The 24,103-nt window shown below is 73.9% G+C and carries 21 protein-coding genes; 12 read left to right on the top strand and 9 right to left on the bottom strand.

The window, feature by feature from the left end:
* The first annotated feature begins 192 nt into the window (after window positions 1-192).
* Window positions 193-1,761, top strand: coding sequence for an MFS transporter (locus tag J2S46_RS07900; RefSeq protein ID WP_191292010.1), 1,569 nt, complete (start codon window positions 193-195; stop codon window positions 1,759-1,761).
* A gap of 592 nt (window positions 1,762-2,353) precedes the next feature.
* Window positions 2,354-3,436: a carboxylate-amine ligase gene (locus tag J2S46_RS07895; RefSeq protein ID WP_191292009.1), complete on the top strand. Its 1,083-nt coding sequence runs from the start codon at window positions 2,354-2,356 to the stop codon at window positions 3,434-3,436.
* A gap of 79 nt (window positions 3,437-3,515) precedes the next feature.
* Here J2S46_RS07895 and adhP read toward each other — a convergent pair whose 3' ends face one another.
* The 4 genes from adhP to J2S46_RS07875 form a co-directional block, all read right to left on the bottom strand.
* Entirely contained in the window at window positions 3,516-4,529 is a 1,014-nt protein-coding gene (adhP, locus tag J2S46_RS07890; protein WP_191292008.1) for an alcohol dehydrogenase AdhP, read from the bottom strand.
* Between the two features lie 251 nt (window positions 4,530-4,780).
* Window positions 4,781-5,014 carry a hypothetical protein gene (locus J2S46_RS07885; protein WP_191292007.1) on the bottom strand — a complete coding sequence of 78 codons (234 nt, stop codon included), beginning with the start codon at window positions 5,012-5,014 and terminating at the stop codon, window positions 4,781-4,783.
* Window positions 5,015-5,230: 216 nt separating this feature from the next.
* A complete protein-coding gene (locus J2S46_RS07880; RefSeq protein WP_191292006.1) occupies window positions 5,231-6,175 on the bottom strand; it encodes a M56 family metallopeptidase in 945 nt (314 codons plus the stop codon).
* A gap of 5 nt (window positions 6,176-6,180) precedes the next feature.
* Window positions 6,181-6,585, bottom strand: a complete 405-nt coding sequence (locus tag J2S46_RS07875) for a BlaI/MecI/CopY family transcriptional regulator (RefSeq protein ID WP_073927218.1) — start codon at window positions 6,583-6,585, stop codon at window positions 6,181-6,183.
* A gap of 263 nt (window positions 6,586-6,848) precedes the next feature.
* Between J2S46_RS07875 and J2S46_RS07870 the strand changes: the two genes are divergently transcribed.
* The gene (locus J2S46_RS07870; protein WP_191292005.1) at window positions 6,849-7,424 is read left to right on the top strand and encodes a TerD family protein; all 576 of its coding nucleotides are present in this window, start codon (window positions 6,849-6,851) and stop codon (window positions 7,422-7,424) included.
* Window positions 7,425-7,539: 115 nt separating this feature from the next.
* The gene (locus J2S46_RS07865; protein WP_073927216.1) at window positions 7,540-8,121 is read left to right on the top strand and encodes a TerD family protein; all 582 of its coding nucleotides are present in this window, start codon (window positions 7,540-7,542) and stop codon (window positions 8,119-8,121) included.
* Between the two features lie 472 nt (window positions 8,122-8,593).
* On the opposite strand, the gene J2S46_RS07860 is transcribed toward J2S46_RS07865, so the two are convergent.
* Window positions 8,594-10,159: an RNA polymerase sigma factor gene (locus tag J2S46_RS07860; protein WP_307349240.1), complete on the bottom strand. Its 1,566-nt coding sequence runs from the start codon at window positions 10,157-10,159 to the stop codon at window positions 8,594-8,596.
* Between the two features lie 219 nt (window positions 10,160-10,378).
* Window positions 10,379-11,125, bottom strand: coding sequence for a FadR/GntR family transcriptional regulator (locus J2S46_RS07855; protein ID WP_229912833.1), 747 nt, complete (start codon window positions 11,123-11,125; stop codon window positions 10,379-10,381).
* Window positions 11,126-11,336: 211 nt separating this feature from the next.
* On the opposite strand from J2S46_RS07855, the gene J2S46_RS07850 reads away from it, so the two are divergent.
* From J2S46_RS07850 to J2S46_RS07830, 5 genes are read left to right on the top strand one after another with little or no spacing between them, the layout of a single operon-like run.
* Window positions 11,337-12,893, top strand: a complete 1,557-nt coding sequence (locus tag J2S46_RS07850) for an amino acid permease (RefSeq protein ID WP_370882303.1) — start codon at window positions 11,337-11,339, stop codon at window positions 12,891-12,893.
* Window positions 12,890-14,245: a glutamine synthetase family protein gene (locus J2S46_RS07845; protein ID WP_191290737.1), complete on the top strand. Its 1,356-nt coding sequence runs from the start codon at window positions 12,890-12,892 to the stop codon at window positions 14,243-14,245. The genes J2S46_RS07850 and J2S46_RS07845 overlap by 4 nt, the downstream gene beginning before the upstream one ends.
* Window positions 14,242-14,952: a gamma-glutamyl-gamma-aminobutyrate hydrolase family protein gene (locus tag J2S46_RS07840; RefSeq protein WP_229912834.1), complete on the top strand. Its 711-nt coding sequence runs from the start codon at window positions 14,242-14,244 to the stop codon at window positions 14,950-14,952. The genes J2S46_RS07845 and J2S46_RS07840 overlap by 4 nt, the downstream gene beginning before the upstream one ends.
* Before the next feature lie 11 nt (window positions 14,953-14,963).
* A complete protein-coding gene (locus J2S46_RS07835; protein WP_191290738.1) occupies window positions 14,964-16,340 on the top strand; it encodes an aldehyde dehydrogenase family protein in 1,377 nt (458 codons plus the stop codon).
* A gap of 4 nt (window positions 16,341-16,344) precedes the next feature.
* Window positions 16,345-17,112 (top strand): 3-oxoacyl-ACP reductase, encoded by a 768-nt coding sequence (locus J2S46_RS07830; RefSeq protein WP_073927078.1) that lies wholly within the window; start codon window positions 16,345-16,347, stop codon window positions 17,110-17,112.
* A gap of 53 nt (window positions 17,113-17,165) precedes the next feature.
* Here J2S46_RS07830 and J2S46_RS07825 read toward each other — a convergent pair whose 3' ends face one another.
* Window positions 17,166-17,882, bottom strand: a complete 717-nt coding sequence (locus tag J2S46_RS07825; RefSeq protein WP_191290739.1) for a TetR/AcrR family transcriptional regulator — start codon at window positions 17,880-17,882, stop codon at window positions 17,166-17,168.
* 183 nt (window positions 17,883-18,065) lie between these two features.
* Here J2S46_RS07825 and J2S46_RS07820 point away from each other — a divergent pair, with 183 nt between their 5' ends.
* Both J2S46_RS07820 and J2S46_RS07815 read left to right on the top strand, forming a co-directional pair.
* Window positions 18,066-19,583 (top strand): APC family permease, encoded by a 1,518-nt coding sequence (locus J2S46_RS07820; protein ID WP_191290907.1) that lies wholly within the window; start codon window positions 18,066-18,068, stop codon window positions 19,581-19,583.
* 64 nt (window positions 19,584-19,647) lie between these two features.
* Window positions 19,648-21,291 carry an amidohydrolase gene (locus J2S46_RS07815; protein ID WP_191290740.1) on the top strand — a complete coding sequence of 548 codons (1,644 nt, stop codon included), beginning with the start codon at window positions 19,648-19,650 and terminating at the stop codon, window positions 21,289-21,291.
* Between the two features lie 102 nt (window positions 21,292-21,393).
* Here the strand turns inward: J2S46_RS07815 and J2S46_RS07810 are convergent, their stop codons facing one another.
* Complete coding sequence (locus J2S46_RS07810; protein ID WP_191290741.1) at window positions 21,394-22,155, bottom strand: SDR family NAD(P)-dependent oxidoreductase; 762 nt, start codon at window positions 22,153-22,155, stop codon at window positions 21,394-21,396.
* 216 nt (window positions 22,156-22,371) lie between these two features.
* Window positions 22,372-22,953 (bottom strand): TetR/AcrR family transcriptional regulator, encoded by a 582-nt coding sequence (locus J2S46_RS07805; RefSeq protein ID WP_191290742.1) that lies wholly within the window; start codon window positions 22,951-22,953, stop codon window positions 22,372-22,374.
* Window positions 22,954-23,074: 121 nt separating this feature from the next.
* Here J2S46_RS07805 and J2S46_RS07800 point away from each other — a divergent pair, with 121 nt between their 5' ends.
* Window positions 23,075-24,046, top strand: a complete 972-nt coding sequence (locus J2S46_RS07800) for an Lrp/AsnC family transcriptional regulator (RefSeq protein ID WP_191290743.1) — start codon at window positions 23,075-23,077, stop codon at window positions 24,044-24,046.
* Window positions 24,047-24,103 lie beyond the last annotated feature (57 nt).

Genomic DNA, 24,103 nt, shown 5'->3' with positions numbered 1-24,103 from the left:
GGGAGGGGGTGGGGCCCGGTGCACCCGGCTGGACGAGCCGGGTTCGGCCGTTCGGCCGACACTGGACGGGCGGCGCACGCGCGTTCGGGCTGCGCCGCCTCCTGCGCCGGACGGAGGAACGATGGCGAACCGGGACCGCCGGGCAACCGGCCACACCCGCCACGAGCGCCGGGCGGCAGCGTGCCGGCCGACATGAGCGCCGGGCGTCCCCGCGAGGCCGGTCAGGCCGGTCGAGCAGGTCGGGCCGGGGGACGGGACCACCGCTGGCAGGCGCTGGCGGTCTGCCTGGTCGCGGGGTTCATGACGCTGCTCGACGTCAGCATCGTCAACGTCGCGCTGCCCTCCGTCCGGGCCGGGCTCGGCCTGTCCGAGAGCGGCCTGCAGTGGGTCCTCTCGGGCTACGCGCTGACCTTCGGCCTGGCCCTCGTCCCGGCGGGACGGCTCGGCGACGCACGCAGCCGGCGAGCCGTCTTCATCAGCGGACTGGCCCTCTTCACCCTCACCAGCGCGCTGGCCGGCGCCGCCCAGAACGAGGGCTGGCTGATCGCGGCCAGACTCGTCCAGGGCGTCGCGGGCGGCATCCTCGTCCCCCAGGTCTCCGGCTTCATCCAGGAGCTCTTCCAGGGCACCGAGCGGGGCCGGGCCTTCGGCCTGCTCGGCGCCACCATCGGCGTCTCGACCGCGGTGGGCCCGCTGCTCGGCGGGCTGCTGATCGAGATCTTCGGTACGGCGGACGGCTGGCGCTGGGTGTTCTACGTCAACCTGCCGATCGGGCTGGTCGCGCTGCCCCTGGCCTACCGGCTGCTCCCGCCGCCCTCGGCCCGCGCGGCCCGGGCCGGGCGGGCCACGGGCCGCGACTTCGACCCGGTGGGCGTCCTGCTGCTGGGAGCGGGGACGGTCCTGCTCCTGCTGCCACTGGTCGAGCAGGGGCAGTGGCCGGGCCCGGCCAAGTGGCTGCTGCTGCCGGTGGCCCTCCTGCTGCTGGCCGGGTTCGCCGGCTGGGAGCGCCGGTACGGGCGCCGGCACGAGCCGCTGGTCAGCATGAACCTGTTCCGGGCGCGGTCCTACGCCCTGGGCACCATGCTGTCGCTGGTGTACTTCGCCGGCTTCACGGCGATCTTCTTCATCTTCACGCTGTACCTGCAGAACGGTCTGGGCTACAGCGCGCTGGCGGCGGGACTGTCCATCACGCCCTTCGCCCTCGGCTCCGGTGCCGGGGCCGCCGTCGGAGGCCGGGTGGTGCACCGCTTCGGCCGGCCGCTGGTGACCGTCGGTCTCCTCCTGGTCGCGGTCGGGCTGGCGGTGTCCGGCGGGGTGGTGCACCTGTGGTCGGGCCCGCACGTCGGCTGGCTGACCGCGCCGCCGCTGCTGCTGGCCGGGATCGGCAGCGGGCTGGTGATCTCGCCCAACCAGGTGCTCACCCTCGCCGAGGTGCCGGTGGCCCGGGCGGGCAGTGCGGGCGGCGTGCTGCAGACCGCCCAGCGGATCGGGTCCGCGGCGGGCATCGCCGCCGTCGGCGCGGTCTTCTTCACCAGGCTGGACGGCCACCCGCAGGACTGGGCCGGCGCCTTCCAGCTGGGGCTGGTCGTCGCCATCGGTTTCGTGCTGCTGGCCCTGGCCACCGCGCTCGCGGACGTCCTGGCGGGCGGCACAGGCCGGCCCGCTCCGGACCGCCCGCCCGGGCCGGGGCCGCGGCTGCCCGGGCCGCCGGCGCCCCAGCACGGGCCGCCGGGCCCGCAGACCCCGGCCCCGAAACCGTGAAGCCCGAAACCGTGAAGCCCTGAAACCGTGAAGTCCTGAAACCGTGAGGCTCCGAACCGGGAGGGCCCACAACCGTACGGGCCCGCAATCGTGCGGCCGAGGCAGGTGCCGGCGACCCGCCGGCCCCGCGCGGGCGGTCATGCTTCGGCGGTATCCGGGTAGGCGCGGCTTCGGCGGGTTTCCGGCCGGGACGCCGGCCCGGTCGGACGCCCGCTGCCGCGGAGGGGACGCCGGCCGGGGCGACGACCGCCCCCGGAGCACCGCCACCGCGCACGATCACCGACCCGAGCCACCTGCGGAGGAGCCCCTGATGACCCGCCCGCCCGACCCCGTACCCCCCAACCCCACGCCCGCCCCCGGCCCCGGCGGTCCGGGCCCCGGGCCGCTCCCCGGCCCGTTGCCGGCGCCCGGCGGTCCCGATCCGGTGCCCCCGGCGCCGCCCGCGCCGGGCCCGGACCCCTGGCCGGACGGACCCGCTCCCGACCCCGGGCCCGGTCCCTTCCCGGCGCCCGGCCCGGGCCCCGCGCCGGCACCCGTGACCTGAGCGCGGGTGCGGCGGATTGACCCGGGCCCGGCGGGGTAGCCGCGCGCCATGCTGACCTTCGGAATCGAGGAAGAGTACCTGCTCATCGACGAGGTGAGCGGAGTGCCGGTGCCCCGGGCGGCGGAGGTGCTGGCCGCCGCGGACCTGCTGCCGGACCTGCGCCCGGAGGAGGCCCAGCACGAGCTGCTGCAGGTGCAGGTCGAGGTGGCCACCCCCGTCTGCGAGGATCTCGCCGAGGCGGCGGACCATCTGGTGCGCCTGCGCGACGCGGTCGGCACCGCGGCGCAGAAGTCGGGCTGCCGGATCGGTCCGGTCGGTGCGGCCCCCTTCCAGGGGCTCACCCCGGTGCCGGTCACCGACCACGCCCGCTACCTGACCGCGCGGGCCGACGCCCCGCAGCTGGTGGACGACCTCATGCTGAACGGCATGCACGTGCACGTGGGCGTCCCCGGCCGGGAGAGCGGGGTCGCCGTCCTCAACCGGATCCGGCCCTGGCTCCCCGTCCTGGTCGCGATGGCCGCGAACTCCCCCTTCTGGCAGGGCAAGGAGACCGGCTTCGCGAGCTGGCGGACGATCCACTTCGACCGCTGGCCGGCCAGCGGCCAGCCGCCGGCGTTCCGCGACGCGGCGGACTACGAACGGCGGGTGCGGGCCTTGCAGGACACCGGACTGATCCGGGACCGCGGCGCCCTGTACTGGCACGCGCGGCTCTCCGAGCGGTACCCCACCATCGAGGTCCGGGCCGCCGACGTGCAGCTGCTGCCGCAGGACGCCGAACTCTTCGCCGCCCTGGTCCGGGCCCTGGTGGCGTCGGCCTTGGCGGAGGAGCGCGCCGGCGTGCCGCCGCTGCGCCCGGAGGAGGAGATGCTGCGGGCCGCCACCTGGCAGGCCGCCCACAACGGGCTCGACAGCCGGCTGACCTCGCCCGGTCTCGCGTTCGCCCGCCCGGCGGCCGCCGTCGTCGAGGAGCTCATGGAGTACGCGGCGCCCGGGCTCGCCGAGACGGGCGACGCCGCACGGACCGAGGCCCTGCTGGGCGACTTCCTGGCGGCGGGGACGGGAGCCCAGCGTCAGCGCCGGGCCTGGCGCGAGGGCGGACGGGCCGGGCTGCTGGACCTCATCGTCCGGTAGCCCGGCACGCCGCCGTCCGGCCCTGGCACCCGCCGGTCGCCCGGGCCGCCATGTCCGTCCGCCCCCTCGGCCGCGCCGGTCAGCGCAGGTCGAAGACCAGACGGGCGGTCACCCGGCCCGAGAGGATGTCCTCGAAGCAGCTGTTGACCTCGTCGAGGCGGCGCGACTCGCGGATCACCTTGGTCCGGCCCAGCGCGTGCAGCCGGAACACCTCCGCCAGGTCCTCGCGGGTGCCGACGATGGAGCCGATCACGCTGGTGCCGTTCAGCACCGTGTCGAAGACCGGCAGTTCGAGCCTTCCCTCGGCGGGCAGCGCGACCAGCACCAGCGTGCCGCCCCGCCGGAGCGCCCCGTACGCCGCCTGGAAGGAGGCGTTGTTCACCGCCAGGGCGACGGCCGCGTGCGCGCCGCCGAGCTTCTGGACCTCGGCGGCGACGTCCGCCGTCCGGGCGTCGATCACATGGTCGGCGCCGAGGTCGCGGGCCAGCTGCAGCTTGTCGTCGGTGATGTCGACCGCGATGGTCTCGGCGCCGCTGATCCGGGCGTACTGCAGCGCCAGGTGACCGAGGCCGCCGATGCCCGAGACCAGCACCCGGGTGCCCGGGCGGGCCCCGGAGACCTTCACCGCCTTGTACGTGGTGACGCCCGCGCAGGACAGCGGCGCCGCGTCCAGCGGGTCCAGCCCCTCAGGCACCGGGACGACGTAGTCGCCGTGCGCCAGCGCGTACTCGGCGTACGCGCCGTCCACCGAGTAGCCGCTGTTGTGCTGCTGGAGGCAGAGCGTCTCCCAGCCGGAGACGCACTGGTCGCAGCGGCCGCAGGCGTCCGCGAGCCAGGCGATGGCGACCCGCTCGCCGATCGCCACGTGTCGGACCTGCTCCCCGGCGGCCTCGACGATGCCGACCCCCTCGTGGCCCGGCACGAAGGGCGGTGCGGGCTTCACCGGCCAGTCCCCGTGGGCGGCGTGGATGTCGGTGTGGCACAGCCCGGAGGCCTCGATCCGCACCAGGACCTGGTGCGGGGCCGGCTTCGGCACCGGACGGTTCTCGATCTCCAGCGGGGCGGTGAAGTCCTTGACGACGGCGGCCTTCATGAATGCGACTCCGTTCGGCGGCTGGACGTTCGGGCGTGGGGTTCGTGCGGGGGCTTCGCGCGCGGTGTTCGTGCGCGGCCGTTCGAGCCGGTGCGCCTCCGGGCGCGGCTCCCCTGCAGCCTCACCCTGGCGGCGTAACGGCGCAGGGCGGGCGGGCCGAACGGGTGAGCGCGCGACGGGGCGGCGGGTCGGGCTCGCCGCCCGGCCGCCGCCCGGCCCGCTGCCCGCGCGGGGTCCGCCGCCGGCCGGCCTCAGACCGCCGGGTCGGCGGCGTCGACCTCGGTGGTCCCCAGCCGGGCGTGCACCGCCGGCCGGCGCGCCCGCAGCCGCAGGGCGAGGAGGACTCCGGTCAGGAAGACCACCGGGACGATCGCGATCAGCGGCCGGTCGACCTCCGGCCCGGCGCCGGTGAAGAGGTCCAGCTTCCAGCAGACCAGTGCCGTCGCGCCGCAGAGCAGCACGGTCGAGGCCAGTGGGGCCACCACCGTCCGCAGCCGGCCGGCCGGGAGCGCGCCGACCAGGCCTTCGAGACCGGCCTGCGCGCGATGCTCGCCGGCTACCGGGCGATGCTCCCCCCGGCGGGGCCGGGCGCCGTGGTCTGAGCCGGCCGGCAGCCGGCCGTCGGGCCACCGTCACCCGGGGCCGGCCGGCCGGGAACCCCCGGCCGGGGGCGAACCGCCCGTCCCGGCGCCGGACACGCCCTAGAGCGGCGTCGCGGCCTTCAGCACCAGCAGCAGCGCGACCGCCGCGTTCACCGCGGACAGCGCCGAGGCCGCCGTTCCCGCCGCCGCGACCATCGCCGCCAGACCGGCCGGGCTGTGCGCGGGCGGCCAGCCGTCGGCCGCCGGGACGGGCCCCAGCAGGGCGGCGACCCGGCGCGGGACGGGGCCGGGCGCCGCGAAGGCGGCCAGGCCCGGCGGGGTCGGGTCGCCGCCTGCCCGGTGGAGGAGCAGGGCGGCGTTGGCCACCGCGCGGGCGGTCAGCCGCCGGTCGCCGACCGCCTCGGCGGCCTCCTCGTCGGCCCAGCGTTCGGCGCCGAAGGCGACGGCGGCCTGCAACGGCCGCAGGAACGGGTTGACCCGGCTGGCGAGCCGGGTGGCCAGCAGGATCCGGTGGTGGCGGTAAGTCAGATGGGCCCGCTCGTGCGCCAGCAGGGCCTGGTACTCGTCCGGCGCCAGACCGGTGGCCATCGCACTGGAGGCCACCACCCGCCCCGGGCGCCCGGGCAGCGCGTAGGCGTACGGCGTGCGGTCCGGCAGGACGGCGACGTCCCGCTCGTGCGGGACGGCGGCCAGCGCGTGCCGTAGCCGGCGCCGGACCCGCAGGTGGCGTCCCAGGGTGGCGCCGCAGGCCACCGTGACGGCGCAGAGCAGTGCGATGCTGCCGAAGCCGACCGCCTCGTGGAACGGCACCGCGTCCCGGACCTGCGGGGCGGACCAGCTGTCCGGCAGCGGGTTGCCGGGGATCTGGGCGGTGCCGATCACGCCGAGCAGGCCCAGGCAGAGCGTGCTGCACACGCCCATCACCACGCTGAGCGCGGTCAGCAGCCGGGCGGTCGTGCGGGGGTGCAGGTGCAGTTCGGCCAGCCTGGCGATCGGCAGCGCGGTCAGCGGCAGGACGAGCGGGAGGAAGACGAAGACGCCCACGGGCGTCAGCTTCCGTCGTCGACGGCGCTGTCCAGCAGGGCCCGCAGCAGGTTCTCGTCGTCGGGGAGCAGGGTGCTCACGAAGCTGGCCAGGACGGCGTCCCGGTCGGCCTCGTTGTCGAGCACCCGGCGCATCCGCAGGGCGGCCAGCCCGGCGGTGTCGGAGGCGGCCCGCCAGACGTACGAGCGGCCCGAACGGCTCCGGGAGACGGCCTTCTTGGCGTGCAGTCGGGACAGGATGGTCATCACCGTGGTGTAGGCCAGCCCGTCGCCGAGGTGCTGCTGCACCCAGACCGCGGTCGCCGGGCCGGGCGCCGCCTGGAGCGCGGCCAGGACCTGCGCCTCCAGCTCGCCCTGCCCGCGCCTGCGCACCCGCGGGTGCTCGGCGGGCGCTTGCTGTTCGGTGCCCATGCCGGGCTCTCCCTCCGGTCTCGCCGCCCGGTCCTGCTCGGGCGCGCTGTCCATCCTACTGACCGGTCCGGCCTGGATCTTTGCCGGGCCTTTGCCCGGCTTTTGCCGGAGTCGCGGGCTCCGCCGTCACCGCCGGCACCGGTGCGCACCGATGACGGCCGGACAGATTCTCCTGTTCTCTACAGTGTTGTAGATTTATGATCCCCGAACCACAGAGAGCCGGGCGTTCCGGGCCCGGCACGGGGAATCCCCAGGAGGGCATCATGGGAGTCTCGCTGGCCAAGGGTGGCAACGTCTCGCTGACCAAGGAGGCCCCGGGGCTGACCGCGGTCATCGTGGGCCTCGGCTGGGACGTCCGCTCCACCACCGGGGCCGACTTCGACCTCGACGCCAGCGCCCTGCTGTGCAACGACGCCGGACGGGTGGTCTCCGACCAGCACTTCGTCTTCTTCAACAACCTGCGCAGCCCCGAGGGTTCGGTCGAGCACAGCGGCGACAACCTCACCGGCGGCGGGGACGGCGACGACGAGCAGATCAAGGTCGACCTGGCCAACGTCCCCGCCAACGTCACCAAGGTGGTCTTCCCGGTGTCGATCTACGACGCCGACGCCCGGCTGCAGAACTTCGGCCAGGTCCGCAACGCCTTCATCCGGATCGTCAACCAGGCCAACGGCAGCGAGGTGGCGCGCTACGACCTCAGCGAGGACGCCTCGTCCGAGACCGCGATGGTCTTCGGGGAGCTCTACCGCTACGGCGCCGAGTGGAAGTTCCGGGCGATCGGCCAGGGTTACGCCTCCGGTCTGCGGGGCATCGCCTCCGACTACGGGGTCAACGTCTGACCGGTACCGCGGGCAGCGGCCAGGGCCCGCCGCCGGCGGCCCGGCGCACCGGCGGTCCGAGCCGGTGCACAAGCGCATCGTCCGACCGTCGGCCGACACAAGGAGAGCAGGACTCATGAGCGTCAACCTCGGCAAGGGACAGCGGATCAGCCTGGAGAAGGCCGGCGGAGGGGCGCTCAGCGTGGTGCGGATGGGCCTCGGCTGGAAGGCCTCGCCGCGCAAGGGCTTCCTGGCCAAGCTGCTCCCGAGGGAGATCGACCTGGACGCCTCGGCCGTGCTGTTCGCGGGCAGCAAGCCGGTCGAGGTGGTCTACTTCCAGAAGCTGACCAGCTCGGACGGCTCGGTGCGGCACAGCGGCGACAACCTGACCGGCGGCGCCGGCCAGGGCGCCGACGACGAGTCCATCGTGGTGGACCTGCAGAAGGTGCCGGCGCAGGTCGAGCAGATCGTCTTCACCGTCAACTCGTTCACCGGGCAGACCTTCCAGGAGGTGCAGAACGCCTTCTGCCGCCTGGTGGACGAGAGCAACGGCACCGAGCTCGCCCGCTACACCCTGACCGGCGGCGGCCCGTACACCGCCCAGATCATGGCCAAGGTCCACCGGGCGGGCACCGGCTGGCAGCTGACCGCGATCGGGGAACCGGCCGCCGGCCGCACCTTCAAGGAGCTGCTGCCCGAGATCGCCAAGCACCTCTGACGGCGGGCGGCGGGCCGGCTCCGGTGACGGGCGGCCGAACTCGGCACGGCCGACGGGCGGCTGACGCCCGGCCGGCCGGGGCCGGCCGGTGCCGGAGCACCGCCGCGACCTGGTAGTGTTCTCGGTGTCGGAAGAGAGATCTTCCAGGCAGGCGTCGGAGGTGCTGGTGGAGCACGCCCTACTTTCAGTAGGGAGAGTCCGTTCAAATCGGGCCCGGCGCTCCAATCTTTTCCGGGCCCGGTCCGGACCGCCCCAGGGTGGTCCGGACCGGGCCCGTCGCATGCCCCCCGCCGCGCCTCCTCGGGGCCCCGCCCGGTCCGGCCGCCCGCGGACGGACCTCGCACGGGTCGGCCACTCGCGAGGGTAGGCCTCACGCCGGCTGGACCTCCACGGCTGGACCCCGTGGACGGGCCGCACGCGGACGGGCCCGGCCGGGTGATCCGGCCGGGGCCCGTACGTCCGGGAGGCCCGGTCAGTCCAGGTAGTCGCGCAGCACCTGGGAGCGCGACGGGTGGCGCAGCTTGGACATGGTCTTGGACTCGATCTGGCGGATCCGCTCACGGGTGACCCCGTAGACCTTGCCGATCTCGTCCAGCGTCTTCGGCTGGCCGTCGGTGAGGCCGAAGCGCATCGAGACCACGCCGGCCTCGCGCTCGGCCAGCGTCTCCAGGACGGCCCGCAGCTGCTCCTGGAGCAGCGTGAAGCTGACCGCGTCGGCGGGCTTGACGGCCTCGGTGTCCTCGATCAGGTCACCGAACTCGCTGTCGCCCTCGTCGCCCAGCGGGGTGTGCAGCGAGATCGGCTCGCGCCCGTACCGCTGCACCTCGATCACCCGCTCCGGGGTGAGGTCGAGCTCCTTGCCCAGCTCCTCCGGGGTGGGTTCGCGGCCGAGCGACTGGAGCATCTGGCGCTGCAGGCGGGCCAGCTTGTTGATGACCTCGACCATGTGCACCGGGATGCGGATGGTGCGGGACTGGTCGGCCATCGCGCGGGTGATCGCCTGGCGGATCCACCACGTCGCGTACGTGGAGAACTTGAAGCCCTTGGTGTAGTCGAACTTCTCGACCGCGCGGACCAGACCGAGGTTGCCCTCCTGGATCAGGTCCAGGAACAGCATGCCGCGACCGGTATAGCGCTTGGCCACCGAGACCACCAGGCGGAGGTTGGCCTCCAGCAGGTGGTCCTTGGCGCGGCGGCCGTCCTCGGCGATCAGCTCCAGCTCGCGCCGGAACACCGGGGTGAGGTCCTCGCCGGAGGCGAGCTTCTCCATCGCGAACAGGCCGGCCTCGATCCGCTTGGCCAGCGACACCTCCTGCTCGGCGTTGAGCAGCGAGACCTTGCCGATCTGCTTCAGGTAGTCCTTCACCGCGTCGGCGCTGGCGCCGGGGGTGGTGACCTGCACCTTGGGGGCGTCGTCCTCGTCGTCGTCCGACAGGACGAAGCTGCCGATGCCGGGCGTCTCCGGCTCCTGGCCCGCCTCGCCGGCGGTGGCCTCGTCGAAGAGGTCGTCCTCGGCGGCGGGCTCGGCGGCGGAGGCGTCCTCCGGGCCGGCCTTCGCCGCGGTCTTCTTGGCGGCGGCCGTGGTGGTCTTCTTCGCGGCCGTCTTCTTCACCGCGGCGGCCTTCTTCGCCGGGGCCGCCTTCTTGGCCGCGGCCGCCTTTTTCACCGGTGCGGCGGCCTCCGCGGGCGCCCCGGAGGCCTCGTCGGAGGCCTCCACGGGGGCCGCTGTGATCTTCTTGACAGGGGTAGCGCGCGTGGCTACGGTTTTCTTGACAGAGCGCCGGCTCGGGTCTCCAGCAGCTGGTTTGGCCTCCTGCGCAGGTCGGACCGCCAGGACTACCCCGTCCTCGTCGAGCACCTGGTTCAGGCTCCGGAGGACGACCTTCCACTGGGTGGTCGGAATGTTGTCGGCCTCGAAAGCCTGGCGCACCTCATCGCCGGTGATGTGTCCTGTGGTCCTGCCGCGCTCGATGAGTGCCATCAAGGACGCGGATTCAGCGATCCGATGCGGAAGCGTGCGGGACGGGCTGGGCGACACGAGTGGCCTCTCGGTGCAGTGGGCATGAAACGGCTCCGCCGCGCACGGAGTGTGTGACGGATCAGGGATCCTCCACGCGGCAAGCACCGTTCGACTAATCGTTCCCGGAGTCCGAGGCGTTACGCATCGATGGAGTGACTCGGGTCACTCCGCTGCCGTAGTGGTCGCCGCCGCCGGCCCGGTACGCCCGGCCCGGGCGGTGCCGCCCGGCGCACCCGGTCAGCCCAGGAACCCGCGCAGCAGGGCCGCCGTGGCCTCCAGGTGCTCCTCGGTGGAGCGCCGGGCGCCCTCGGCGTCGCCGGCCAGGATGGTGTCCACCATCGTGCGGTGCTGCTCCGAGGCGTGGTCGATGTTGCGCTCCAGCATCGGTATCGCGTTGAGCAGGTCGTTCAGGCGCATCCGGCTCTCGGCGATGCCGGCCGCCAGCGAGTGCGAGCCGGTGAGCTCGGCGATCGCCAGGTGGAAGCGGGAGTCCAGCTGGCGGTACTCCTCCGGCGCCGCGTTCTCCAGGTCGCCGAGGCGTTCCCGCAGGTAGGCGCGCTGCTCCTCGGTGAGCGGCCGTCTCGCGGCCTGCTCGGCGGCGCCGGTCTCCAGCACCATCCGGTAGGTGAGCGCGTCCTCCAGCTCGGCGCCCATGTCCTGGACGGCCCGGCGCAGGTCGCCGAGGTCGGGCGGCGGCAGCCGGTAGGTGACGAAGGTGCCGCCGTAGCGGCCGCGCCGCGACTCGACGCAGCCGGCGAGCTGCAGGGAGCGGATCGCCTCGCGCAGGGTCTCCCGGCTGACGTTCAGCCGGGCGGCGAGTTCACGCTCCGGCGGGAGGCGGTCACCGTACGCGAGGACGCCCAGCTTGATCGCCTCCAGGAGTCGCTCGACCGTCTCCTCGAAGGTGTTGCCGGTCCGGACGGGGCGGAAGATCGCGCCGCCCCGCCAGTCCATCCGCGCGTCGCGCGCGCCCGCCAGGTCCACTCCGGAATCCTACCGAGGGAGCGGCGGGGAACGAGGTCGGCAGGTCCCCTTGACGGGGTGGAGCCCCAGGGTGAAGCATGCGCATACGCCAATGGTCCGGTTTCAGTCCATTGGCCACCACAGTGCTGTGGCGCACGTTTCGGATCCCCCACCGAACCCCCAAGAAGGGGTGCGCATGTCTCCCGAACCCTCCCCCCTCGACCACCCTGGCATGCCGGTGTTTCCGGCGGACGCCGCCGGGATCACCACCGGCACCGCACCCGCGCTCTCCCCGGACGAGCAGCGGCTGCGCGAACTCGGCTACACCCAGGAACTGGCCCGCTCGATGTCGGGCTTCTCCAACTTCGCGGTCTCCTTCTCGATCGTCTCGATCCTCTCCGGCTGCCTCACCCTCTACGGCTTCGGCCTCAACACCGGCGGCCCGGCGATGATCACCTGGGGCTGGCCGGTGGTCGGCCTGATGACCCTCTGCGTAGCCCTCGCCATGGCCGAGATCTGCTCCTCGTACCCCACCGCCGGGGGCCTCTACTACTGGGCGGCCAAACTCGCCCCCTCGCGCGGACCGGCCTGGGCCTGGTTCACCGGCTGGTTCAACTTCCTCGGCCAGGTCGCGGTCACCGCCGGGGTCGACTACGGCGCGGCCACCTTCGCCAACGCCCTGCTGGAGATGCAGTTCGGCTTCGCGGCCACCCCGGGGCACACCGTCACGGTCTTCGCGGTGATCCTGCTCGTCCACGGCCTGCTCAACACCCGCGGCGTCCGGCTGGTCGCCCTGTTCAACAACGTCAGCGTCTGGTGGCACCTGGCCGGCGTCACGATCATCGTCGGCGCCCTCGTCCTGGTGCCCTCCCACCACGCCTCCGCGTCCTTCGTCCTCACCAGGTTCGTCAACAACACCGGATTCCACAGCTCCTTCTACGTCGCCATGCTCGGCCTGCTGCTCGCCCAGTACACCCTCACCGGCTACGACGCCTCCGCGCACATGACCGAGGAGACCCAGGACGCCGCCCGCTCCGGCCCGCGCGGCATCGTCAACTCCGTCCTCGTCTCGCTGGTCGCCGGCTGGATCCTGCTGCTCGGCCTCACCTTCGCCATCCAGGACTACGACGGCGCGCTCACCAGCTCCACCGGCGTACCGCCCGCCCAGATCTTCATCGACGCCATCGGCGACACCGGCGCCAAGCTGCTGCTGCTCATCGTGATCGGCGCCCAGTTCTTCTGCGGCATGGCCTCCGTCACCGCCAACTCCCGCATGATCTACGCCTTCTCGCGGGACGGCGCACTGCCCGGCTCCCGGCTCTGGCACCGGATCAACCCCCGCACCCAGACACCCACGAGCGCGGTCTGGCTCGCCGCCGGCGGCGCCTTCCTGCTCGGCCTGCCGGCCCTGTGGAACAGCACCGCCTACGCCGCCGTCACCTCCGTCTCGGTGATCGGCCTCTACATCGCCTACGTCATCCCGGTGTTCCTGCGGCTGCGGCAGGGCGAGGCCTTCGCCCGCGGCCCCTGGCACCTCGGCCGGTGGAGCCGGCCGGTCGGCCTGGTGGCCGTCGGCTGGACGGCACTGATCGCGGTGCTGTTCATGCTCCCCACCGTGAGCCCGGTCACCGCCGTCAGCTTCAACTACACGCCCGTCGCGGTGGCGGTCGTCCTCGGCTTCGCCGGCCTCTGGTGGCTGGTCTCGGCCAGGCACTGGTTCACCGGCCCCAAGGTGCACGGCACACCCGAGGAACTCGCCGCCGCCGAAGCCGAACTGGAGATCCGATGAGTCCCCGCCTGACCCTGGAGCAGCTGCGCGCCGGCGTCGCCCGGGGGGCGATCGACACCGTCGTCCTCGCCATGACCGACATGCAGGGCCGCCTGCAGGGAAAGCGGATCGCCGCCGAGTTCTTCCTCTCCGACGTCGTCGCCGACTCCGCCGAGGGCTGCGGCTACCTGCTCGCCGTCGACATCGACATGAACACCGTGGACGGCTACGAGATCTCCTCCTGGGAGAGCGGCTACGGCGACCTCGTCCTCACCCCCGACCTCGCCACCCTGCGCACCGTCCCCTGGCATCCCGCCACCGTGATGGTCCAGTGCGACGTCGCCCACCACGACGGGCGGCCGGTCACCGTCTCGCCCCGGCAGATCCTGCGCCGGCAGCTGGAGCGCCTCGCCGGCCACGGCTGGCACGCCTACGCCGGCACCGAGCTGGAGTTCATCGTCTTCAAGGACACCTACGAGCAGGCCTGGGAGAAGGACTACCACCGGCTCACCCCCGTCAACCAGTACAACGTCGACTACTCCATCCTCGGCACCTCCCGGGTGGAGCCGCTGCTGCGCCGGCTGCGCAACGAGATGGCCGGCGCCGGGCTCACCGTGGAGTCGGCCAAGGGCGAGTGCAACCTGGGCCAGCACGAGATCGCCTTCAAGTACGGCGAGGCGCTGCGGACCTGCGACGACCACGCGGTCTACAAGACCGGCGCCAAGGAGATCGCCGCCCAGGAGGGCGTCAGTCTCACCTTCATGGCCAAGTACGACCAGCGCGAAGGCAACTCCTGCCACATCCACCTCAGCCTGCGCGACGACCAGGGCCGGCCGGTGATGGCGGGGGACGGCCCGCACGGCTTCTCCCCGGTGATGGAGCACTTCCTGGCCGGGCAGCTCGCCTGCCTGTCGGACTTCGCCCTCCTGCTCGCCCCCACCGTCAACTCCTACAAGCGGTACGTGCCGGGCAGCTTCGCCCCGACCGCGATCGCCTGGGGACGCGACAACCGGACCTGCGCGCTGCGGGTGGTCGGCCACGGCGCCTCGCTGCGCTTCGAGAACCGGGTGCCCGGCGGGGACGTCAACCCCTACCTGGCGGTGGCCGCGCTGATCGCCGCCGGCCTGCACGGGATCGAGCAGCAGCTGCCGCTGGAGCCCGAGTTCAGCGGCAACGCGTACGGCTCCGACGCGCCCAGGGTGCCCGCCACGCTGCGCGACGCCGTCGACGCCTTCGAGCAGAGCGAAGCGGCCGCGCTGGCCTTCGGCAAGGACGTCGTACGGCACTACAGCCACGCCGGCCGGGTCGAACTCGCCGCCTACGAAGCGGCGGTGACCGACTGGGAGCGCCGGCGCGGATTCGAGCGGCTGTGACGGGCGGGCCGCTGGTGGGGATCACCAGCTACCTCGACGAGGCCGCCTGGGGCGTCTGGGAGCAGAGCGCGGCCCTGCTGCCGCAGAGCTACGTCGACGCCGTGGTCCGGGCCGGAGCCACACCCGTCCTGCTGCCCCCGCAGGGCGGCGTCCCCGACCGGCTGCTGGACCGGCTGGACGGTCTGCTGCTCTCCGGCGGGCCCGACATCGACCCCGCCAGGTACGGCGAGGCGCCGCACCCGCGCACGGACGATCCCCACCCGCTGCGCGACGGCTGGGAGTTCGGCCTGCTGGCCGGCGCCCTGGAGCGGGACCTGCCGGTGCTCGGCATCTGCCGGGGCATGCAACTGCTGAACGTCGCCCTCGGCGGCAGCCTGGTGCAGCACCTGCCCGACCGGGCCGGAGGACAGGAGCACCGGCTCGCCCCCGCCACCTTCAGCACCCAGGCCGTGATGGTCCGCCCCGCCACCCGGCTCGCCGGGATCCTCGGCCGCACCGCCAAGGTGGCCTGCTACCACCACCAGGCGGTCGACCGCCTCGGCAGCGGGCTGCTGCCCTCGGCCTGGAGCGCCGACGAGACCGTCGAGGCCGTCGAACTGCCCGACCACCGCTTCGCCCTCGGCGTCCAGTGGCACCCCGAGACCGACCCCTCCGACCCGCGCCTCTTCGAGGCGTTCGTCACCGCTGCCACGGCCACCACCCCCTAGGAGACAGCACCGTGAGTTCGGACCAGGACCTCTTCGAGGTGGTCAACCCCGCCACCGAGGAGGTGATCCAGACGGTGGCCATGGCGGGCCTCGCCGAGACCGACGCCGCCGTCGCCCGGGCCAAGGCCGCCTTCGCGAGCTGGCGCAAGGTCGCGCCGGCCGACCGCGCCCGGCTGCTGCGGGCCTTCGCCGCCGCCGTCGACGCCGACCGTGAGCACCTCGCCGCACTCGAGGTGGCGGGCGCCGGCCACACGGTGGGCAACGCCCGGTGGGAGGCCGGCAACGCCCGCGACGTCATCGAGTACTACGCCGCCGCCCCGGAACGCCTGTTCGGGCGCCAGATCCCGGTGGCCGGCGGCCTGGACGTGACCTTCCAGGAACCGCTCGGCGTGGTCGGCGTCATCGTGCCCTGGAACTTCCCGATGCCGATCGCCGCCTGGGGCCTGGCGCCGGCCCTCGCGGCCGGCAACACCGTCGTCCTCAAGCCCGCCGAACTCACCCCGCTGACCGCCCTGCGACTGGCCGAACTGGCCCTGCGGGCAGGCATTCCCGAGGGCGTCCTGCAGGTGCTGCCGGGGCGCGGCGCGGTGGTCGGCCGGCGCTTCGTCACCCACCCCGACGTGGCCAAGGTCGTCTTCACCGGCTCCACCGCCGTCGGCAGGGCCGTCGCGGCCGGCTGCGCCGAGCAGGTCAAGCCGGTCACCCTCGAACTCGGCGGCAAGAGCGCCAACATCGTCTTCGCCGACGCCGACCTCGCCAAGGCCGCCGCCACCGCGCCGTACGCCGTCTTCGACAACGCCGGCCAGGACTGCTGCGCGCGCTCCCGGATCCTCGTCGAGGCCGGCGTGTTCGAGGAGTTCATGGCCCTGCTGGAGCCGGCCGTCCGGGGGGTGCGGGTGGGTGACCCCCGCGACGAGAAGACCGAGATGGGGCCGCTCATCTCGGCCGCGCACCGGGCCCGGGTGGCCTCGTACGTCACCGCGGACACCCCGGTCGCCTTCACCGGCAGCGCCCCGGACGGGCCCGGCTTCTGGTTCCCGCCCACCGTGCTCTCGCCGCTCCGGCAGGACTCCCCGGCCTTCACCGAGGAGATCTTCGGCCCGGTGGTCGCCGTCGTCCCGTTCCGCGACGAGGCGGACGCGGTGCGGATCGCCAACAGCACCGACTACGGCCTGTCCGGCTCGATCTGGACCCGGGACGTGGGCCGGGCGCTGCGGGTGGCCCGCGGGGTGGAGGCGGGCAACCTGTCCGTCAATTCGCACTCCTCGGTGCGGTACTCGACCCCCTTCGGCGGGTTCAAGCAGTCCGGCCTGGGCCGGGAACTGGGCCCCGACGCCCTGCACGCCTTCACCGAAACCAAGAACGTCTTCATCTCCACGGAGGAGTAACGCCATGACCGAGCGACTCGACGGCCGGGTGGCCGTCATCACCGGCGCGGGCAGCGGGATCGGCCTCGCGACCGCCCGGCGGTTCGCCGCCGAAGGGGCCAAGGTGGTCTGCGTGGACATCGACGCGGCGGCCGGCAAGGCCGCCGCCGAGGAGGTCGGCGGCCTGTTCGTGCAGGCCGACGTGACCGACGAGGACGCGGTCCGCGAGATGTACGAGCGGGCCGTCGCCGAGTACGGCCGCCTCGACATCGCCTTCAACAACGCCGGCATCTCGCCGCCCGACGACGACTCCATCCTCACCACCGGCCTGGAGGCCTGGAAGCGGGTCCAGGACGTCAACCTGACCAGCGTCTACCTCTGCTGCAAGTACGCCATCCCGCACATGCAGCGCCAGGGCAAGGGCTCGATCATCAACACCGCCTCCTTCGTCGCGGTGATGGGCGCGGCCACCTCGCAGATCTCCTACAGCGCCTCCAAGGGCGGGGTGCTGGCGATGTCCCGCGAGCTGGGGGTGCAGTTCGCCCGGGAGGGGATCCGGGTCAACGCGCTCTGCCCGGGGCCGGTGAACACCCCGCTGCTGCAGGAGCTGTTCGCCAAGGACCCGGAGCGCGCCGCCCGCCGGCTCGTCCACATCCCGCTCGGCCGGTTCGCCGAGCCCGACGAGATCGCCGCCGCGGTGGCCTTCCTGGCCAGCGACGACTCCTCCTTCATGACCGCCAACACCTTCCTGGTGGACGGCGGCATCTCCGGTGCGTACGTGACCCCGCAGTAGACCCGGACGCCTCGGCGCCCGGACCTGACGGACGGGTCCGGGCGCGCCAACCCTCACGGCGCGGCGCCGCCCGGCCGCTCCAGGCGCGCCGCGGCCGCCTCCAGCAGCAGCTCCAGCGCCGCCGGGTACCCGGAGGTGCGCATCTCGGCCACCAGCAGCGGCGCGGTGGCGGCGATGTGCGGGTGGCTGTCCGCGGGCAGCCGGGCGTACGTCCGGTGCCACACGTCCTCGTCGGCCCGCCGGGCGGCGGACGGGAGGGCCCTCGCCGCCGCGTCGAGGGCCGCGAAGGCCAGGGCCTGGTCGACGAAGGCGTGGTAGATCCGTACCGCCTCGGCGTCGGGGAAGCCGCCGCGTCGCAGCACGCCGAGGATCACCTCGACGGCCCGGATCTCGTGCGCCCGCCCGGTGGTGCGGTAGGCCGCCAGCATGGCCGTCTGCGGATGCCGCTGGTAGGCGTGGTGGATCCGCCGTCCGATCTCCCGCAGGTCGGCCTGCCAGTCCCCGCTCGCCTGCCAGCCGTGCTGGGCACGGGAGATCAGTTCGTCGGCGATGGCGAGCAGCAGGTCGTCGGTGTTGCGGAAGTAGCGGTAGATCGAGCTGGGATCGGACCCGAGGGCGGCGCCCAGCCGGCGGACGGTCAGGGCCTCGGAGCCGTGCTGCCCGATCAGCCTCAGCGCCGTCGCGACGATCGCCTCGGCGGAGAGCACGGTGCCCTGTTTGGTGGGGCGCCTGCGCCGTCGCTCCGGCTCCGGAACCACGCGTTCTCCCATGGGCCCTCCTTCCACCCCCGCGGTCCGGCCGACCGGCCCGCGGGCTGTCGCCCGTTCCGCCCCGCTAATGGTGCCGACACCTTATGACAACGCCATTGACGTGTGAAGTGCGCAGGACGTTTCATTCCTGTCCACGGAGCCGACGGGGCTTCGGCCGATCAAGGTGGTGGTCCGTTGGCATCCATGGCGAACGACGGGGCGAGAGCCCCGCAGGACGACGGAGGGTCCGCGCGGCCCGGTCTGCGCAAGTCACTCGGGGTCGTGGACGGCGTGGTGATCGCCGCCTCCAGCATCGCGGCCACCTCCAGCGTCGGGATCGGCCTCGGCCTGACCGCCGGTGTCGTCGGCCTGCACCTGCCCGCCGTCACCCTGCTCGCCTTCCTGCCGGTGCTCGGCATCGCGAGCGGCTACGCCCGGCTGAACCGGGTGGAGCCGAACGCCGGCAACGCCTACACCTGGGTCGGCGGCATCTTCAACCCCTGGCTCGGGTTCCTCACCGGCTGGGTGAACCTGGTCGGCGGCATCGTCTTCATGGCCTACACCACCACGGTCACCGGCTCGGCGCTGCTCCAACTCCTCGGCGAGGCGGGCCTGCACGGCCTGGCCGGGCTCACCCTGGACCCGGACTCCACCGCCCAGACCACCACGGTCGGCCTGCTGGTCCTGCTGGCCGCCACCCTGGTCGCCGTCCGGGGCGTGGGCCTGGCCGCCCGGCTGCAGAAGTACCTGCTCGTCTTCGAGTACCTGGTGCTGCTCGGCTTCTGCGGGTACGGGCTGTTCGCCGGCGACCAGCCCTTCTCAACGGCCTGGTACAACCCGTTCGCCATCCCCTCGCTCTCCGCGCTCGCCCAGGGCATGGTGCTGATGGTGTTCTGCTACTGGGGGTTCGAGACGGTCTTCAGCGTGGGGGAGGAGGTCCGCGATCCGCGGGACGCCTCCCGGGCCGGCACCCTGGCGCTGGTCTGCGTGCTGGCGGTGTTCCTGCTGGCCGGTACCGCCTTCCAACGCGTACTGCCGATGGACGAGTTGGTGGACAACGGGGCCCAGGGGCTGACCTGGTTCGGGCACCGGCTCGCCCAGCAGCCGCTCGCCGCACTGCCGTTGATCGCCCTGACCTTCTCGGCCGTGGCCTCGCTGCAGGCCGCCGTCATCCCCGCCGCGCGCGGCAACTTCGCGATGGGCCGCGACCGCACGCTCGGCCCGGTGTGGACCCGACTGCACCCGCGGTACGGGACCCCGGCGGCCGGCACCCTGCTGATCGCCGGCATCGCCGCCGCCGTCGCGCTGCTGTGCCTGGTCATCCCCACCGTGACGGACCTGATCGGCGCCGCGGTCAACTCGATCGGCATCGTCGTCGCCTTCTACTACGCCCTCACCGGCACCGCGGCCGCCGTGCGCTTCCGCCACCTGCTGCGCGAGGCCCCGGCGCAGGCCCTGCGGGCGGTGGTGGCGCCCCTGGTCAGCGCGGTCGTCCTGATCGTGCTCGGCGGCTACCTCGCCTGGACGTTCTGGTCCTCCGCCGACCACTTCGAACTCAGCGCCGACAACGGGTGGTTCCAGCTCCTCGGGCCGGTGCTGATGATCGGCACCGGGCTCCCGGCCGCCGCCTGGGCGCGCTGGGTCCGCAAGTCGCCCTACTTCACCACCGGCCGCGGCACGGACGCCGATGTCGCCGACCTGACCCCCGCCCCCGCGGCGTGATCCCGCGGTACGGGCCGGCCGAGCGCCGGCCCGTACCTCCCCACCGAGAGACGGACCGACACCCATGAGCACTGCCGACCACGCCGACCTGGTCCTCACCGGCGGCCCCGTCCACACCGGCGACCCGGCCCGCACCCGGGCCACCGGCCTGGCCGTGTCCGGCGAGCGGATCACCGCCGTCGGACACGACGAGGTGAAGGAGTTGATCGGCCCCAGGACCGAGGTCGTCGACCTGCGGGGGAGGATGCTGATCCCCGGATTCCAGGACGCGCATGTCCACGCCGTCCACGGCGGGGTCGAGCTGGGTCAGTGCGACCTCACCGGCACCACCGGCCGGGCGGAGTACCGGAGCCGGATCGCCGAGTACGCCCGGGCCCACCCCGAGCGGGCGTGGATCACCGGCGGAGGCTGGTCCCTGGAGAGCTTCGCGGGGGGCCTGCCGACCCGCCGGGAACTGGACGAGGTGGTCGCCGACCGGCCCGTCCACCTGCTCAACCGGGACCACCACGGCTCCTGGGTCAACACCCGCGCCCTGGAGCTGGCCGGGATCACCCGCGACACTCCCGACCCCGCCGACGGCCGGATCGAGCGCGAACCGGACGGCACCCCCAGCGGCGTGCTCCAGGAGGGCGCCACCGCCCTGGTCGCCCGGTTCGTCCCGCCGACCGACGCCGCCGAGCGGCTGGCGGGCCTGCTGCGGGCCCAGCGTCTGCTGCACTCGCTCGGCGTCACCGGCTGGCAGGACGCCCTGCTGGGCGTGTTCAACGGTCAGCCGGACCCGTCGGACGCCTACCTCGCGGCCGCCCGCGACGGCAGCCTGACCGCCCGGGTGGCCGGCGCGCTCTGGTGGGACCGCGCCCGCGGCGCCGAGCAGATTCCCGAACTGGTGCAGCGCCGGTCGGAGTTGGAGCAAGGGCGGTTCCGGGCCCGGTCGGTGAAGATCATGCAGGACGGGATCACCGAGAACTTCACCGCCGCGATGACCGGCCCCTACCTGGACGGCTGCGGCTGCGCGACCGCCAACAGCGGCCTGAGCTTCGTCGACCCGGCCGCCCTGTGCGAGCACGTCGCCGCCCTGGACGCGCTCGACTTCCAGGTGCACTTCCACGCGCTGGGCGACCGCGCCGTCCGCGAGGCCCTCGACGCCGTCGAGGCCGCCCGCCGGGCCAACGGTCACCGCGGCACCCGCCACCACCTGGCCCACCTCCAGGTCGTCCACCCCGCCGACGTCCCACGCTTCGCCCGGCTCGGCGCGATCGCCAACATCCAACCGCTCTGGGCGGCCCACGAACCGCAGATGGACGAGCTGACCATTCCCTTCCTGGGTCCTGAGCGCGCCGCCCGGCAGTACCCGTTCGGGGACCTGCTGCGCTCGGGCGCGACCCTGGCGGCCGGCAGCGACTGGCCGGTCAGCAGCCCCGACCCGCTCGCCGGGATCCATGTCGCCGTCAACCGCACCCTGCCGGGGAGCGACCACGAGCGGGTGTTCCTGCCCGAGCAGCGGATCGACCTCGCGACCGCCCTCGCCGCCTACACCGCCGGGTCCGCCCATGTGAACGGCCTGGACGACGCCGGCAGCCTGCGGCCGGGCAATCTCGCCGACCTGGTCGTGCTGGACCGGGACGTCTTCCTGGCGCCGCAGGCCGTCGCCGAGGCGCGGGTCGAACGCACCTATGTCGGCGGGCGGCTGGTGCACGAGGCCTCCTGAGGCCGATCACGGCCCGGACGGGCGGACGGGCGAACGGGCGGCGGGCCGGGCGGGCGGCGGGCCCCCGTTGCGCGGCCCGCCGTCCGGGCCCCGCCGCCCGGGTCAGGCCGAGGCGCCGCCGTCGATCACCAGGTCGGCACCGACCACCGAGGCGGCGTCCGCCGAGGCCAGGTACAGCACGGCGGCGGCGACCTCGCCGGTGGCGGCGACCCGGCCGAGCGGCGACTCGTCCCGCATCCGGGCGGCCCGGCCGGCCGGCGTCTCGCCGGGCAGCAGCGACATCGTGGTGTCGGAGGCGCCGGGGCTGACCGCGTTGATCCGGATGCCGTCCCGGACGTGGTCCAGGGCAGCGCCGCGGGTGAGGGCGCTGACGGCCGCCTTGGAGGCGAGGTAGCCGCCCAGGCCCGGTCGCCGCTGGTGCGCACCGACGTTGGACGAGATGTTGACGATCGACCCGCCGCCGTGGGCCCGCATGTGGGAGATCTCGGCCTGCATCGACAGCAGGACGCCGGTCACGTTGATGTCGAGCAGCGTCTGCCAGTCCGTCTCGGGCAGGTCGGCGATCGGCTGCCCGCCGCGGAAGACTCCGGCGTTGTTGACGGCCACCTCCAGGCCGCCGAACAGCTCCACGGTCTGCCGGACCAGGGCCCGGACCTCGGCGGAGCGGCTGACGTCGGCGGTGAAAGCCGCCGCCGTGCCGCCCTCCTTCTCGATCAGGGCGACGGTCCCGGCCAGCGGGTCGGCGCTCCGGCCGGCGACCGCCACCCGGGCGCCCTCGGCGGCGAAGGCCAGGGCGATGGCCCGGCCGAGTCCGGAACCGGCGCCGGTGACCAGGACGGTGCGGTCGGCGAATCGAGTGCTCATGGCAGGAACTCCTCTTGTTCGGTGGGCTCCGCGGCGCGCGGTGGGCTTCATCGGCCCTTAATAGTGGATTGATCGTTCCAGTATGTGACCGTGCGAAGGCAGGGTTCCGCCCGCCGGCGGCCGGGGTGCGGCGGGGCCGGTGCGGGCGAGGTCCGGAGGGGGCGGGTGGAGCCGGGAGGGGCCGGTGGGGCCGGGGGCGGCGCGGACCGGCCGGTCTCAGTCCAGCAGGGTCAGCGCCTGCTCGGCCGCGTCGTGCACCCGGAGCGGGTCCGAGGCGGCCTTGCCGACCACCCGGATCCCCTGCAGCAGGACGACCAGCATCCGGGCCAGCGCCCGGGGCTCGCGCCCGGGCGGCAGCTCCCCCCGGGCCGCCGCCCGGACCAGTGCCGAGTGCAGCAGGGTCTCCAGGTGGTCCCAGCTGGCCTCGACCCGCCGGGCCGCGTCCCGGTCGTGGGCGGCCAGTTCGGCCGCCGTGTTGGTGACGAAGCAGCCGGCGGTCCGCTGGTCCGAGGCGGCCTCGGCGGCGAACCGGCGGACCAGTGCCCGGACGGCCGGCAGGACCGGGCCGGGCTGGGAGAGCTCGTCGAGCAGCTTGGGGTCGCTGAGCTCCGCGTACCGGTCGAGCGCCTTCAGGTACAGCTCGTGCTTGCTGCCGAAGGTGGCGTAGAGGCTGGCGCGGCCGATCCCGAGGTGCTCCACCAGGTCGCTCATCGAGGTCGCCTCGTAGCCGCGCCGCCAGAACAGCTCCAGGGCTGCCTGCAGTGCCGCGTCCGGATCGAATTCCTTGGTTCTGGCCACGAGAAGGACCCTAGTCGTATCTGGAACGTATGGTCAAGAAAGGCCTGGGGGGCGTGAGTCGGGGCTCGGTACGATCGCCCTGTTCCCGCCCGGCCGGGCGGGGCGGGCCAGGGGAGTGCCGATGAAGCTGGACGCGTTCGACGCCGCGCTCGTCCGTGAACTGCAGCAGGACGGCCGGGTCAGCTACCAGCGGCTGGCGGAGTCGCTGGGCGTCTCCCGGGAGGCGGCCCGGGCCCGGGTGCACCGGCTGCTGGAGTCGGGCACCGTGCGGGTGGTCGGGATCGTCCGGCCCTGGGTGGTGGGCATCGGCGCGGTCGCCCACGTCTCGCTGGACGTCGAGGGGCCGGGCCGCCCGGCCGCCGAGGTGGCCGCGGCCCGGCCGGCCAGCAGCTTCGTGTCCTGCACGGCGGGTGCGCGGGCCGTGGTGGCCGAACTGCGGGTGGCGGACGAAGCCGCGCTGGAGCGGGAGTTCGCGGTGCTGCGGTCGGCGCCCGGGGTGCGGGGGATCGAGGTCTTCCGCTGCACCCGGCTGGTGCGGGACGCCTACTCGCCCGCCACCCATCCGGCGGCCGCCCCCGAGCCCGCCGCCGATGTTCCCCAGGCTCCCGCCCCTTCGTTCCCCGCCGCCCCGGCCGTCGAGCGGCCGCCCGCCGTGGACGAGGTGGACCGCACCCTGCTGGGCCTGCTGCAGGCCGACGGCCGGGCCTCGTTCGCGGCGCTCGCGGAGCGGGTCGGGCTCTCCCAGCCCGCCACCAGGGCCAGGGTGCTGCGGCTGCTGCAGTCCGGTGCCGTCCATGTGACCGGACTGGTCGACTCCCGGGCCGTGGGCGTCCGGGAGGCGGTCGGGGTGGGCCTGACCGTGCGGGGCGGCGCCGCGGCGGCCGCCGCCGCGGCCGCCCGGCTGCCCGGGATCAACTACGTGGCGGCGGGCTACGGCCGCTTCGACGTGGTCTGCGGAGTGGACGCGACCGACCGTCCGGCGCTGCTCGCCACGCTGGACTCGCTGCGCGCCTCGGCGGGCGTGGTCCGGCTGGAGTCCTGGTACCACCTGGAGATCGTCAAGGAGTCCTACGCCTACGATCTGCCGGTCTGAGTGGCAATTCATTCGCCTGAAGGGGCTTCGGCCTACGAAAGGGAGAAATCAGCCTCG

Origin of the sequence: Kitasatospora herbaricolor, from assembly GCF_030813695.1 — a bacterium.
GTDB classification, from domain to species: domain Bacteria; phylum Actinomycetota; class Actinomycetes; order Streptomycetales; family Streptomycetaceae; genus Kitasatospora; species Kitasatospora herbaricolor.
This window is presented reverse-complemented; position numbering and strand designations above follow the sequence as displayed.